The sequence below is a fragment of the Bacteroides sp. 3_1_13 genome (assembly GCF_001185845.1).
Taxonomy (GTDB): Bacteria; Bacteroidota; Bacteroidia; order Bacteroidales; family Bacteroidaceae; genus Bacteroides; species Bacteroides xylanisolvens.
This window is the reverse complement of the sequence record NZ_KQ236955.1, coordinates 55,541-70,325: the sequence shown is the minus strand read 5'-3', so window position 1 is coordinate 70,325 and position 14,785 is coordinate 55,541. Positions and strand designations below refer to the sequence as shown.

At 42.8% G+C, this 14,785-nt stretch carries 8 protein-coding genes; all 8 read left to right on the top strand.

Annotated elements, in window-relative coordinates:
- Positions 1 to 28: 28 nt before the first annotated feature.
- A complete protein-coding gene (locus HMPREF9009_RS00215) occupies positions 29 to 2,326 on the top strand; it encodes a glycosyl hydrolase 115 family protein (protein ID WP_049701114.1) in 2,298 nt (765 codons plus the stop codon).
- Between the two features lie 78 nt (positions 2,327 to 2,404).
- The gene (locus HMPREF9009_RS00210; RefSeq protein WP_232313552.1) at positions 2,405 to 3,676 is read left to right on the top strand and encodes a DUF6055 domain-containing protein; all 1,272 of its coding nucleotides are present in this window, start codon (positions 2,405 to 2,407) and stop codon (positions 3,674 to 3,676) included.
- Positions 3,677 to 3,722: 46 nt separating this feature from the next.
- Positions 3,723 to 5,912, top strand: coding sequence for an alpha-galactosidase (locus HMPREF9009_RS00205; RefSeq protein ID WP_049701112.1), 2,190 nt, complete (start codon positions 3,723 to 3,725; stop codon positions 5,910 to 5,912).
- A gap of 15 nt (positions 5,913 to 5,927) precedes the next feature.
- Complete coding sequence (locus HMPREF9009_RS00200; protein WP_049701111.1) at positions 5,928 to 6,653, top strand: gamma-glutamyl-gamma-aminobutyrate hydrolase family protein; 726 nt, start codon at positions 5,928 to 5,930, stop codon at positions 6,651 to 6,653.
- Between the two features lie 123 nt (positions 6,654 to 6,776).
- A complete protein-coding gene (locus tag HMPREF9009_RS00195; protein ID WP_049701110.1) occupies positions 6,777 to 9,635 on the top strand; it encodes a sugar-binding domain-containing protein in 2,859 nt (952 codons plus the stop codon).
- Positions 9,636 to 9,854: 219 nt separating this feature from the next.
- A complete protein-coding gene (locus HMPREF9009_RS00190) occupies positions 9,855 to 11,357 on the top strand; it encodes an MGH1-like glycoside hydrolase domain-containing protein (protein ID WP_053095293.1) in 1,503 nt (500 codons plus the stop codon).
- A complete protein-coding gene (locus HMPREF9009_RS00185) occupies positions 11,354 to 13,552 on the top strand; it encodes a glycoside hydrolase family 3 N-terminal domain-containing protein (RefSeq protein ID WP_151922078.1) in 2,199 nt (732 codons plus the stop codon). The genes HMPREF9009_RS00190 and HMPREF9009_RS00185 overlap by 4 nt, the downstream gene beginning before the upstream one ends.
- A gap of 9 nt (positions 13,553 to 13,561) precedes the next feature.
- Entirely contained in the window at positions 13,562 to 14,650 is a 1,089-nt protein-coding gene (locus tag HMPREF9009_RS00180; protein ID WP_049701109.1) for a hypothetical protein, read from the top strand.
- The last annotated feature ends 135 nt before the right edge of the window (positions 14,651 to 14,785 follow it).

Genomic DNA, 14,785 nt, shown 5'->3' with positions numbered 1-14,785 from the left:
ACACCTTTTTTTTCTAAATATCTTTTTGATGAGCTTCTTGCCTGTCTGTGCTTCGGGATTTGATTTAATCGGCAAACATCGTATTATTGCGGATGGAACGGAGCAAGAAGTTGTGGTAACGGCTATTGATATTTTTACTTCCGATCTTACAAAAGTAGCAGGTAAAGATATACTTGAATCAGGTACAGAAATTATCATAGGAACTATAGGTAGCGGCTCAACAGCCGATCGATTGATAAGTAAACGGAAGATTTCTGTTAAGGAGATTACTAATAAGTGGGAGGCTTTTAAAATAATATGTTTGAATGACAAACAGCTTGTCGTTGTGGGTAGCACCCCCAGAGGCACTGCATACGGTGTTCTGGAACTGTCACGTATGATAGGTGTTTCTCCATGGGAATGGTGGGCGGATGTTACTCCAAAGCCTCAATCGTCTGTGAAAATAAAGAAGGGAGTGGTTACAATACAAAGTCCGTCAGTAGAATATCGCGGAATATTTCTCAATGATGAGGACTGGGGGTTGGTGCCTTGGAGTTGTAGGACGTTTGAGCCTAGTTCCATCCCTAATCATATAGGGCCTAAAACCTATTCTAAAATATTTGAATTGTTGTTGCGTTTGCGAGCTAATACGATATGGCCTGCGATGCATGAGAGTACAACACCTTTTTATACTATCAAAGGAAATAAAGAGGCTGCGCAAAAGTATGGTATAGTAGTGGGAACTTCCCATTGTGAACCTATGATGAGGAACAATGCTGGTGAATGGTATAAGGCCCGGTTGGGGAGATATAATTTTAAGACTAACCGGGAAAATGTAATCAACTATTGGGCGGAACGACTGAAAGAAGTTGCCGGTACGGAGACATTTATGACTGTAGGCATGCGAGGTGTTCATGATGGAAGAATGGAAGGAGTGAATACTACAACAGAGTATAGGGATGCGCTTCATGAAGTGTTTGACGTACAGAAAGAGTTACTGGCAAAATATATCAATCCTGATGTAGAGAAAATACCACAAACAATGGTTCTTTACAAAGAAGTATTGAATGTGTATAAGGATAGTCTGAATGTGCCCGACTATGTGACTTTGATGTGGACTGACGATAACAATGGTTATATTACCAATTTGAGTAATGCCGAAGAGCAGAAAAGAAAAGGAGGGGCAGGGGTTTATTATCATGTCTCATATTGGGGCTCCCCTCACGATTACCTCTGGTTATGTTCTACTCCCCCGGCACTTGTTTATCTGCAAATGCGTCGTGCGTGGGAGCATAATGCACGTAAACTTTGGATTTTGAATGTTGGTGATATTAAACCTGCTGAGTATGATACGGAGCTTTTTATGGATATGGCTTGGAATATTGATGCCATTGATTATACAAATTTGGGAAATCATCTGGAAAATTGGGCTGCGCGTGAATTTGGTAAGGAGAATGCAAAGTCAGTTGCTAACATAATGAATGAGTATTACCGTTTGGCTGCTGTTCGCCGCCCTGAGCACATGGGATTTAATCGGGTGGAAATTAGTGGTTATCCCCGAGGAGGACTGATGCCGGTAGGAAAACCTGATTTTACCGAAGATGAGGCACGAGAACGACTTGCCGACTATGAAAAAATAGAAAAAGCGGCTACAGAGCTTGCTGCTTCTATCTCGCCAGATCGTACTGATGCTTATTACCAGTTGGTAGAATATCCGGTCAGGGCTGCTTCACAAATGAATAAAAAATTGTTGCTTGCCGGTCAGCCGGCATTGAATGCGTATAATGAGATCGTTAAATTAACAGAATGCTATAATAAAAAGATATCCAATGGAAAGTGGAATCTAATTATGGATATGAAGCCACGTCGGTTGCCGGTGTTTGAGTCCCCAGTTTATACGCATGTGAATACAAAGATTTGTCATCCTAATCCAAAGAGTAAATATGTTATCAAAGGGAATGAGTTTGTCAAACAGACTGGCTTTAATCGAGTAATCAAAGGTTTGGGACATAGTTATCAGGCTACTGAAATAGGTAAAGATTCTTCATTGGAGTATAAATTAAAGGTAAACGAAGAGGGGGAATATGAAATACAGTTGGGTTTTCTGCCTATGCAACCGGCTACAGGGGGGGATTTGCGTGTACAAGTTACTATAGATGGTAAAGATACGGGGATTCACTCTATATGGGAAAAGCCTTTTACAGATCCTTGGCGTGTAAATGTTGCACGTCATCAGGCAATCGTTACTTTGAAGCAACCATTGGATAATATGAAGGAACACACTCTTGTTGTAAAGGCATTAGATGATGATATTATTATTGATTGTATAAAAGTGATAAGCAAGTAATATAAATAAGCTAATATTCAGATGTGTAAAAAGAAAAATCTTATTTTGTCTTTTTTAGGATTAATGCTTGTCCTAAATATGCAAATATTGCAAGCTAAATCAGTAAGTAAAGTCGTATTTGTTCCGGAAAGAGATATAAAGAAACATGGCTTAAATGTTTCCGATGGAAGATTTGGATATGATTATAAGGCCGAATCCGAAAATTTGGTTCTCTTCTGGGAGAAGTCTTTTGGTAAAGACCCTGCGATAAATATGGATGAGGGTAAACGCTTTTATCCGGATGAAATATTGACTGAGGGAGAGCGGTATTATAAATATTTTGTTGACAAGATGAAATTTGTACAGAAGGGTAAATCATATACTGATAAGTATAAAATGATTATATGGATGTACGACGACGAGGAGAGAACTGTCTATGGTGGTGCCCATGATAAAGTGGGAATGTGCTGGTTTCGTCCGTGCAGGATAAATAGCTATCCTTATTGTGCACTTGCTCACGAGTTAGGTCATGCTTTTCAATATATATCCGATGACGACAGTGGAAGAGGGTTTCCGGGGACAACACTTTATGAGTATACGTCTCAATGGATGCTTTGGCAGGTGCATCCCGATTGGGTAACTCTTGAAAATTATCATCTGAATAATTATATGAAACAAACGCATTATACATTATTCCATAAGGCAAATCATTATTGTGCACCACAGTTCCTGGAGTATTGGTCTTATAAACATGGACTGCCAATAATCGGTCGGTTGTGGAGGGAAGCGTTGAAAGATGAAGATGCGGCATCTACTTATATGCGAATCACAAAAACTTCTCAAGAGCAGTTTAATGAAGAAATTTATGATGCGGCAAGCCGTTTTGTAACTTGGGACCTTCCCCGCATCAAGTCTGTTTGCAGTTCTTATGCCAATCAGCATCAATGTAAGTTGGTGAAAGCCGATGCCGGTTGGTATCAGATAGCAAAGGAGAAATGTCCGCAAAGTTATGGGTATAACGCTGTCAGATTGAAAGTTCCACGTGGTGGAACAGAAGTGCGGTTAACTTTTGAAGGTATTGCGGGCGACAAAGACTTCTATACGGAGGCAAAAGAGAATGCAGGATGGAGATATGGCTTTGTGGCAGTGAAGCAGGATGGTAAAAGGGTGTATGGCAAGATGAATAAAGCGGTGAATGGCGTGAATCAATCTGTGAAATTTGTTTTGCCTGATAATACTCAATTCCTGTGGCTTGTGGTAACCGGAGCACCGGATAAACATATAGCATATCATAAAAAAATGGAGAAGGTGGCGGAATGGCCTTACAAAATAAAATTGGAAGGTACTTTTTTGCATGCTACGACCATGTGATGTTGTTTCTCCTCCAAATAGAAATCAAAAAGAATAGAACAAAGATATGAATACAAAAAATTGTTTAATGACAGCAATGGCTATGTTGTTGTCTTCTTCTTTATTTGCTAAAGATTATTTGATTTCAACTTCCCGGACGTCTTTGCTGATTTCGGCGGAGGCTGGTGAGAAATCAAAAATACAGTATTATGGAGTGGCTATAACTCCCGAGCAAATACAACATATTTATGATGCCGGGTTAGCGTTGAATTCGGAAAGTTATCCGGCATTTGGTTTGCGGTCGTTGGGTGAAAAAGCTATTGCTATGACCCAGCCGGATGGCAATATGTCACTTGACTTGGGAGTGGAGACTGTGAATCAGCATAAGGTTGCGGATGGAGAAATTACTGAAGTAATATTGAAAGATAAGGTGTATCCTATTAAAATAAAGCAATGCTACAAGATTTATTCGGGAACGGATGTCATCGGAACTTGGACGGAAGTAATCAATGAAGGGAAGAAGCCTGTTACACTATATCAGTTTGCTTCTGCTTACCTTCCCATGTATCGGGGGGATAACTGGTTGACTCATTTCCACGGTGCTTGGGGAGCTGAGTGTACAATGGAAGAAGAGAAACTGACTAATGGACAAAAAGTGATCACCAACAAAGACGGTTTGGTGAATACGGAAACTGATAATCCTTCTTTCATGTTGTCCTTGGACGGTAAGCCACAGGAGGAAACCGGAAGGGTTCTCGGAGGAATATTGGCTTGGGGTGGTAACTATAAACTGAAACTAAATGTTTGCAACACGGCACTAAGCATTATAGCCGGTATGAATGAAGAAAATTCTCACTATATACTGGAACCGAAAGAGGTGTTCAAAACGCCCGAATTTGCCATGACTTATAGTATGAATGGTAAAGGAGGGGTAAGCCGGACTTTTCATCGTTGGGCACGCCAGTATAAGATGAATCAAGGAAACAGGCCGCACGATATTTTGCTGAACAGTTGGGAAGGTGTTTATTTCAAAGTCAACCAGAAGGGAATGGACGAGATGATGGCGGCTTTTTCTGCCATGGGAGGTGAATTGTTTGTCATGGATGATGGATGGTTTGGAAATAAATACCCTCGTAATGGTGGAAATAGCAGTTTGGGCGACTGGGAGGTCTGTCGTGAGAAACTACCGGAAGGAATTGAGGGATTATTGGCTTCTGCTAGAAAACATGGTATCAAGTTTGGTATCTGGATTGAGCCGGAAATGGCGAATACTAAAAGTGAGTTGTTTGAGAAGCATCCTGACTGGATATTGAAAATTGACAACCGTCCTTTGTCTACCGGACGTGGCGGAACTCAGGTGGTGCTGGATTTGACCAACCCGAAGGTGCAGGATTTTGTTTTCGGCGTTGTGGATAACCTGATGACTAAACATCCGGAGATTGCTTATATGAAGTGGGATGACAATTGTAGTTTGTTGGATTATGGTTCTTCATATTTACCTAAAAATAAACAATCGCATTTATATATCGAATATAACCGCTGTTTGGTGAAAGTGCTTGAACGGATCCGTAACAAATATCCGAGTCTGGTAATTCAATTGTGTGCCGGTGGCGGCGGACGTGTGAATTATGGACTGCTTCCCTACTTTGATGAGTTTTGGACCAGTGATGATACGGATGCCTTGCAGAGAATATATATGCAGTGGGGCGTTTCCAGTTTTTTCCCGGCTGTAGCCATGGCTTCACATGTAAGTGCGGATAAGAATCATCAGACAGGCCGTCGCATTCCGTTGAAATTCCGGTTTGATGTGGCGATGTCCGGGCGTCTGGGAATGGAAATTCAGCCCAAGGATATGAGTGATGCTGACAAGGCGTTTGCTAAACGTGCTATTGAGGCTTATAAAGACATTCGCCCTGTAGTACAGCTCGGAGACTTGTACAGACTAATGTCACCGTATGAGAATAAAGGGGTGGCTTCTTTGATGTATGTTACTCCCGAAAAGAACAGGGCGGTTTTCTATGCTTATAAGATTTCACATTTTATCAATATGATTGTGCCGAATGTACAAATGAATGGGCTTGACCCGGCAAAGAATTACCGGATTACGGACTTGACTCCGGCAGATAAAGGTAAACCTTGTGGCATAAATGGTAAGGTGATTAGTGGCAGACTGCTGATGCAAGAAGGTATTGTGCTGAAGTCTTTGCTGAAAGGTGAATATTCCAGTCTTGCATTGGAACTTCAGGCTGTGGATTAAAAAGTACCGAGAAGGATGATGAAAGGAGAATCTCCCGTTATAGGTATTTCTACCGAGATTGACATTCCTGAGAGAATAGCAGTGAAAAAGAAATATGTGGATGCTGTCGTCCAGGCCGGGGGCATCCCTTTCCTTATCCCTTTTACGGATGATATGCAGATTTTGCGGTCTGTTGTTTCTCTTGTCGATGCTTTGCTTTTAACGGGTGGCGGTGACGTATCGCCTTCCATGTATGGCGAAATACCTCTTTCCAAGTGTAGTGGTATTTGTGAGGAAAGAGATGAGTTTGATTATGCCCTGTTGCGGTTTGCTTGTAAACAGCAGATTCCTGTTTTGGGTATTTGCCGGGGAATGCAGCTTATTAATACTTATTTTGGTGGAACATTATATCAGGATTTGCCGGAACAATGCCCGTCGGATGTTCTTCATAAATCTCTGGACGCTTCTGTTGTCTCACGGCATAACATTCATTGCCGGGTGGACAGTGAATTATATCGAATGCTTGGGAAAAAAGAAGTAATGATTAGTTCCATTCATCATCAGGCTGTCAGGAAACTGGCGGACGGATTTAAGGCAACTGCTTTTGCTGACGACGGGATAGTGGAGGCTATCGAATCTGTTGCTGTGAAAAATGTTTGGGGTGTTCAGTTTCATCCGGAGTTGCAGGCTGTGGAAGGGGATGAAGCAATGAAAGGGATATTTGGATATTTTATCCGTCGGGCAAAGGATATGTTGCTTTGAATGGGTAAATAGTGTGTCTCTTTACGATATTATTGTTTTTTTGTACGGTATTCGTCTTGTTGATTTGCTCTCCGCTTTATCTTTGTCATCAGATAAATATCAATAACATTAAATCGTATTATTATGAATGAAGTTACGCGTTGTCGATTAATCGGAGCTCTTCTATTATCATTTGTTTTTTTATGTTCGTCATGGTCGCAGACGGCGGATTCGCGTCGGACAATTGATCTGAGTGGCGTGTGGAATTTTGCATTGGATCCTCAGGAGAAAGGTGAACAGGAAAAGTTTTGGGATATGAGTTTGCCGGAGGAGGTAGTGTTGCCTGGCACAACTGACTCTAATAAGAAAGGGATTGCCAATACCAATAAATCGGAAACAACTTATTTATCCAGATATTATAAATACGAGGGTGCTGCATGGTATAGCAGGAATATAGAGATTCCTGCCGACTGGAAAGGTAAGCATATCGTGCTGTTCTTGGAACGTACCCGCCCGTCAACAGTATGGATCGACGGTCAGGAAGTGGGTAAGAATAATTATTTGTCTACCCCACAGGAATATGACTTGACTCATTTCCTGACTCCCGGTTCACATAAACTGACCATTCGCATTGATAACGGAAAAAGTATTCCTAAACAGATTCGTTCAAGTTCACATGCTTGTACGGAGTCTACCCAGACCAATTGGAATGGTATTATCGGACGGATAGAGTTGCAGGCAATGAATCCGTTGTTTATGGAATCCATCCAAACTTTCCCTTCGGTGGCAGACCGTTCTGTAAAAGTGAAAATCACATTATCGAAAGAGTATGGTATCAACGGAAAACAAATCCGCCTGTCGGCTGCTGCGTTTAATTCTTCCAGAAAGCATAAAGTAAAGGCTACGGAATATGCCCTGAAAGAGGGCTGTAAGGAATATGAGTTTGTTTATCAACTAGGCAGTAAAGCATTGTTTTGGAGTGATCTTCAACCGGCTTTGTATCAGCTAAAGGCAGAAATCAATGGCATTGACGAACGGACTGTCCGTTTCGGATTGCGTGATTTTAAGGCGGAGCAGACTCATTTCACCATCAATGGAGCAAAGACTTTTCTTAGAGGAAAGCATGACGCCTGTGTATTTCCATTGACCGGATATACGGCAATGGACTTGGAACAATGGCGTCGTTATTTCAGAATCTGTAAAGAGTATGGCTTGAACCACTGTCGTTTTCATTCATGGTGTCCGCCTGCCGCTTGTTTTGAAGCTGCTGATTTGGAAGGAATTTATTTGCAACCGGAACTACCTATTTGGGGAGGTTTCAAGAAAGAATCAGCCGAACTAATGGACTTCTTGATGAAAGACGGTGAAAATATCATGCGTGAATATAGCAATCATGCTTCCTTCGTTCTTTTTGCTTTAGGTAATGAGTTGGGGGGAGATATTAATGTGATGAAAGATTTCGTGAACCGCTTCCGTTCGATAGAACCGAGGCATCTTTATACTTATGGCTCGAATATCTTTTTAGGGTCGAAAGGACATATCCCGGGAGAAGATTTCTTAGTAACCTGCCGTGTAGGTAGTGGTGAGGGATATTCAACACATGCCCGTGCATCTTTTTCTTTTGCAGATGCGGCAGAGGGAGGTTATCTGAATAATACCTATCCTAACTCGGTGATGAATTTTGACGCAGCTTTAGAGAAGTCTCCCGTTCCGGTGATAGGACATGAAACGGGGCAGTTTCAGACTTATCCGGATTATGAAGAAATGAAAAAATATATAGGTGTATTGGCACCTTGGAACTTTGAAGTCTTTCGTGACCGATTGAAGAAAGCGGGTATGCTGGAACAGGCTGATGATTTCTTTAAAGCGTCCGGTACATGGTCTGTGGAACTTTATCGGGCAGATATTGAGATGAATTTGCGCTCTGAACGAATGGCAGGTTTTCAGTTACTCGATTTGCAGGATTATCCGGGGCAAGGTTCGGCTTATGTCGGAATCCTGGACGCGTTCATGGACAGTAAAGGATTGATTGAACCGAAGAAATGGAGAGAATTTTGTTGTGAGGTTGTTCCTTTGCTGACAACAGCCAAATTTTGCTGGACCGGACAGGAAACCTTTGAGGGGAATGTTGAAATAGCTAATTATGGAGAACATTCTTTGAAAGGAAAAAGTGTGTCGTGGGAATTGAAAACAGGAAAGCGGTCACTCGGTAAAGGTAAAATGTCTGTTCCTTCCGGTTTGGGATTGTTAACTGCCGGTACGATTCGTCTGACATTACCGGATATTGAAAAAGCGTGTAAGGCGGAATTATCTTTGAAGATTGCCGGAACTTCGTATCGCAATACTTATCCTTTATGGATATATCCGGCAAAGAAGCAGTTGAATACGGAGGGTATAGTCGTTGCCCGTCAATTAACGGATGAGGTGTTGAGTGCTCTGAAACAAGGTCGAAAAGTTTTGCTGATGCCGGGCAAAGAGGATTGTAAGGAAGTAACAGTAGGCGGACTCTTTCAAACTGATTATTGGAATTATCGTATGTTCAAGAGTATATGTGACCGTATTAAGAAACCTGCATCGCCGGGTACATTAGGAATCTTGACTAATCCCGAACATGCCTTGTTCAAGGACTTCCCAACGGATTTCCATACAAACTGGCAGTGGTATCCGATAATCAAGAATAGTTATCCGCTGATTTTGGACAATATGCCAGAAGAATACCGTCCTATTGTACAAGTGATTGACAATGTTGAGCGTAATCATAAACTGGGCCTGGTATTCGATTTGAATGTCGGTGGCGGTAAACTGTTAGTCTGCATGGCTGATTTGGAGACTGCACGCAATACTCCCGAAGGGTTGCAATTCTACGCCAGTTTGCTGGAATATATGAACTCTCCGGAATTTAAACCGGCTATGTCTGTTTCAACAGAGTCTTTAAAGAATTTGTTTGTGGCAGGTGTACAAAAGGAAGGAATTAAAGTACTGGATAATATCTCGTACGACTAGATGTTTGAAGGCTAAAATTGTATAAGTTCAGGCGAAAAACAGACAAGCATACTTCTCTGCAAAGTTTGGAAGACCGAAAAAAGAGGGTGGTTTACGATATTATTGTCCTTTTGTACGCAATTCGCCTTGATGAATTTACCGGGCGGCTATCTTTGTGATGCAAAGCTGAAAAGACGATTCGGTTTTGTGTAAACATCAACTTTTAAATCAATACCAGTTATGAACAAACTAATAGTATATATCTTATTATTATTCATTCCTACTCAACTGGACGCGCAGGAACTCATGAAAGGAGAACTGAAGAGGGAATTGCTGCCTCAACCTGTTTTCCCGGAGAATCCTCACTTTGTCGACCTTTATTGGAAAACTTGGGAACTCGCTTGGGGACGGGTGAAATATCAGGAAGGTGTATTCCAGTCTCCTTATATGGACGAGAATCTTTGGGATGATACGATTTGGATTTGGGATACGGAATTTATGGTTTTGTTCTGTCGGTATGCTCCTGCTGTTTTTCCCGGAATAGAGAGCTTGGATAACTTTTATGAGTCAATCTTGAATAAAAAATCTTCTTCACTCAGAATACAGCATCCGGATAATCCGCCTTTCTATTCATGGGTGGAATATGAATATTATAAGATGACGGGGAATAAGGAACGTATTAGGAAAGTGTTGCAAGATGAGCAGTTCCTGCAACGCCACTATTATTGGTTCGACTCTTTGAAACGCGGGACTAAGTTGCATTTCAGACACGCATGGATTGCTTTGGAGAAAAGTGACATCGGTTATCGGTGGGGCTGGGTGCAGAGTGGTATGGACAACACTCCCCGTGGCAGAGGTCGTAAAGGAGAATTGTTGTGGATGGATGCGGTATCACAACAGGCTCTTTCGGCTTTGTATATCGAACGTCTGGCAAAGGAACTCGGAGACAAGCGGACTGCTAAGGAGTTTGCAGCCCTATATAAAGAGAATAAGGCTTTGTTGAATAAATACTACTGGGATGAAAAGGACGGATTTTATTATGACCTTTCCGAGAAAGATACGTCATTTGTGAAAGTCAGAACTCCGGCGGTGTATTGGTCGATGCTTGCCGAAATACCTGATAAGGGACAAGCGGAACGTCTGGTGAAATATGCTGATGCTCCGGACGAATTTGGTGGAAAATATCCTTGGCCGTCTGTTGCCAGAAGTGACAAGGACTATAATCATGAGATTGGGGATTATTGGCGGGGCGCCGTATGGCTTCCACTTGCTTATATGTCTACCAAGGCGCTTGAGACTTACGGATATTATGATATTGCTTATGAGAACTCTTATAAACTGTTGTCCCAGATGTCCGAAACTTATCGGACTTTTAAGCCGGCAACCGTTTGGGAATGTTACTCTCCTTCGGCTCCCCGACCGTCCGAACGGCAGTATAAGGATAAACGGGAGTTGGTGAGACATGATTTTTGCGGCTGGTCTGCATTGGGGCCGATTTCTCTTTTTATTGAAAATGTATTGGGCTTTTATAATATTGACGCTACCCGGGATTTGATTGAATGGCATAAGAAAGGTCAGGGTGAGCAGGGATTGCGGAATCTTAGGTTTGGAAGTACTATAACTGATATTGTAGCCAATGGTCAGCAAGTGCAGGTGAAAAGCAATAAACCTTATACCCTGAAGATAAACGGCAAGAAATATAGAATAAAAGAAGGCGAACAAATTATTACTATAAAACCATGAAGAAACTGATAGCATATTTGTGTATGATGATTTTTGTGCTGACTAGTGCGGCGCAAAGTCAAACAGACGAGAGTAAGATGAACCGTTTCGTGTCCGGTCTGATGAAGAAGATGACACTGGAAGAGAAGGTGGGACAGTTGAGCCAATGTTCCGGCGGCTTTGCCACAGGACCCGATAATACGCGCATTAGCCGTACGGAAGACATAAGCAAAGGCTTGATAGGCTCCCTCTTGAACGTATCCGGTGCTGCCAATACCCGCAAATATCAAGAGGCTGCGATGAAATCGCGCCTGCGGATTCCTTTGATTTTCGGGTTGGATGTCATTCATGGTTTCCGTACAGGTTTTCCGTTACCTTTGGCTGAGGCTGCCAGTTTTGACTTGGATGCCATAGAAAGAGGTTCGAGGTGTGCGGCGAAGGAAGCGTCGGCAGCCGGATTGCACTGGACGTTTGCTCCGATGGTGGATATCAGTTGGGATGCCCGTTGGGGACGTGTTATGGAAGGGGCAGGAGAAGACCCCTATTATGGCTCACTGGTGGCTATGGTACGTGTACGCGGTTTGCAGGGAGATGATTTGTCGAAAGAAAATACGATTCTTTCTTGTATCAAGCATTTTGCGGGATATGGAGCTTCTACTGCGGGAAAAGACTACAATAGCGTGGATATGTCGATGGGACAGTTCGCCAATTTCTATATGCCGCCTTATAAGGCGGGTGCTGAGGCGGGTGCCGCCACATTTATGAGTGCATTCAATGATTTTAATAATGAACCGGCTACCGGAAGTAGCTTCTTGTTGAGAGAACTTCTGAAAAATCAATGGGGATTCAAAGGATTCGTAGTCTCCGACTGGGGTTCGGTAGGTGAAATGATAAACCACCGTTATGCGAAAGATGAGAAAGAGGCTGCTTATAAAGGCATAAAAGCCGGTCTGGATATGGAAATGGTAAGTGAATGCTATTCCAAGAATCTGATTACCCTGATAAAGGAAGGCAAAGTATCAGTGAAACTGGTGGATGATGCGGTCAGACGTATTCTTGAACAGAAATATAAGCTGGGATTATTTGATGATCCGTTCCGCTATTGTGATGAGGAAAGAGAGCGTACGGTGATCGGTTCGGAAGAATCACGCAAGGAAGCGTGTTATGTGGCCGAACGTTCCGTTGTACTTTTGAAGAATGAAGGCGCTGTGCTTCCGCTTTCTCCTTCCATTAAGAAAGTTGCTTTGGTTGGTGCATTGGCTAAATCACAGAAAGATATGTGTGGCGCATGGTCTTGTGCCGAGGTGAGTAAGGTAGTCACTTTGTATGAGGCAATGGAAAAGCGGGGGGTAACTGTCAATTATAATGACGGATACGACTTGAAAAAGAATCAGATCGTGAATCTGGAACAGACATTGGCTGCTGCCCGCCAGTCGGATGTAGTTGTGATAGCGATGGGCGAACAGGCATGGGAGAGTGGAGAGATGCGTTCAAAAGGGGATATCTCCATTTCTTCGGAGCAGCAGAAACTGGTTTCCGAACTCGTAAAGACGGGCAAACCTGTGGTTGTACTGATGATGTGCGGCCGTCCTGTCATTTTCAATGAAGTGCGCCGGGATGCTCCCGCTATCTTATGTACCTGGTGGTTGGGAAGCGAAGCCGGTAATGCCATCTGTAATGTATTGTTCGGGGATTACAATCCTTCAGGGAAACTCCCGATGACTTTCCCGCAGCATAACGGGCAGATTCCTCTGTACTATCAGTATAAGAGTACCGGACGTCCTACCGCATTGGGCGGATGGTGTGCGAAATACATTGATATTCCGACCGAACCGGCTTATCCGTTCGGCTATGGTCTGTCATATACCACTTTCGATTATTCGGATGTGAAGCTGCTTCCGGGTAATGGAAAAGATACTTATGCGCGTGTAGCTGTAACTGTGAAGAATACGGGAAAGTATGAAGGTGAAGAAGTTGTCCAGTTGTATGTCCGTGATGAAGTAGCTTCGATTACCCGTCCTATCAAGGAGTTGAAGGGATTTGATAAGATTAAGCTGAAAGTGGGCGAAAGCAGGACGGTGACGTTTGATGTGAAAGACGAACAGCTCGGTTTCTACAATAATCAGATGAAGTTTGTGGTTGAGAAGGGGGACTTTACTTTTATGGTCGGTGGAAATAGCCGTGACTTGCAAGAAATAAAATACACACTTAACTAAATAACAAATATGAAAAATAACTGGAGAAAATGGTTGCTCATTCCTGCATTACTGCCTTCTTTCTTGGGGCTGGATGCGAAACCAATGCAGGGAGAGGTAGCTCCACAGCCGTTGGATACGATTGAATATCGGGTATTTATTGCCGTTGATAAAGCGGGAGTAGAGCATTGGGGCGGAAAGGCGGCCTATCAGAAAAAACTGGATGCTTTCTTCGGGCAAGTGAATGACTTCTGGAATAAGGCCGGAGAAGGACGCCTCAAGTATTATTTCCGTTATGTTCCCGATTGGCAGGTGACCTATGATTGCTCTTCCCGGCAGTTGGAGAATGTCTATAAGAGGAGCGCAGGCTTTCCTGACCATGACGTACTGTTGATTATTGATTCCATACTCGATTTTGATGATGAAGAAAGTGCGAAAGGGTGGTATTGTAGCGGCGGTGCGGACAATTTGAATATGGTTGTTTGCCGTGGCCGTAGTAAAACGGAACATGAAGATTTGTTCGGAATCGACTATTTCCATAGAGGAGTGGCGCATGAGTTCGGACACTATCGTGGAGTGACGGATTTATATGCCGACAGAATCCGGGCGAAAAACAATCCGGTGAATAATTTGCAGTATGAACCGGACTCTTGCGTTATGAACAATCATTATAAGACGTATAAATGGAGTCCCTATGCCGTCAATATCATTAATTATACGGCAAAGTCCAAACGTCCGGGCCGTGACTTCCCCGGATTTTTCAAGCAGATGTTTCCTGAAAATATTCAAGTATCTGTAACGGTGAAAGGCAAAAAGAAGAAGGGAGTGAAATTAAACCTGTACGGTTCGCGTGCAAAGTTCAATGACTTGATTGCAACTCCCTATCGCACTTATGAGACGGATAAAAAGGGAGAATATCTGATTACCGGCGTTCCTGGCTTATATGATAAACCGGCTCCGCCTTTACACACTGACGAGTTGCCTTACAATCGCTGGTTCACCTTCCTGCTCGAGGCGGAATATAAAGGAGAGAAGAAATATGTCTGGCTTCCCGAGTACGAAGTGCAACAAACTTTCTTTGAGAATAAGGATACCTATCAGGTGACAATTGATTTCTAAACGGACAGTGTAACAGGGGTAAACAGAAGAAGGCTTTTTGAATACTTTCTTAACAGGAATTTCTTTCTGTTATATTCGCCTTTTGTCCTTATCCGTAAGCCGTAACGCAATTAAGATGTAAATAAAAAGAATGTA

Coding starts and splice junctions, on each gene's coding strand:
- HMPREF9009_RS00195 (WP_049701110.1), top strand. CDS start 6,777: ATGAATGAAGTTACGCGTTGTCGATTAATCGGAGCTCTTCTATTATCA.
- HMPREF9009_RS00200 (WP_049701111.1), top strand. CDS start 5,928: ATGATGAAAGGAGAATCTCCCGTTATAGGTATTTCTACCGAGATTGAC.
- HMPREF9009_RS00205 (WP_049701112.1), top strand. CDS start 3,723: ATGAATACAAAAAATTGTTTAATGACAGCAATGGCTATGTTGTTGTCT.
- HMPREF9009_RS00185 (WP_151922078.1), top strand. CDS start 11,354: ATGAAGAAACTGATAGCATATTTGTGTATGATGATTTTTGTGCTGACT.
- HMPREF9009_RS00215 (WP_049701114.1), top strand. CDS start 29: ATGAGCTTCTTGCCTGTCTGTGCTTCGGGATTTGATTTAATCGGCAAA.
- HMPREF9009_RS00180 (WP_049701109.1), top strand. CDS start 13,562: ATGAAAAATAACTGGAGAAAATGGTTGCTCATTCCTGCATTACTGCCT.
- HMPREF9009_RS00190 (WP_053095293.1), top strand. CDS start 9,855: ATGAACAAACTAATAGTATATATCTTATTATTATTCATTCCTACTCAA.
- HMPREF9009_RS00210 (WP_232313552.1), top strand. CDS start 2,405: ATGCAAATATTGCAAGCTAAATCAGTAAGTAAAGTCGTATTTGTTCCG.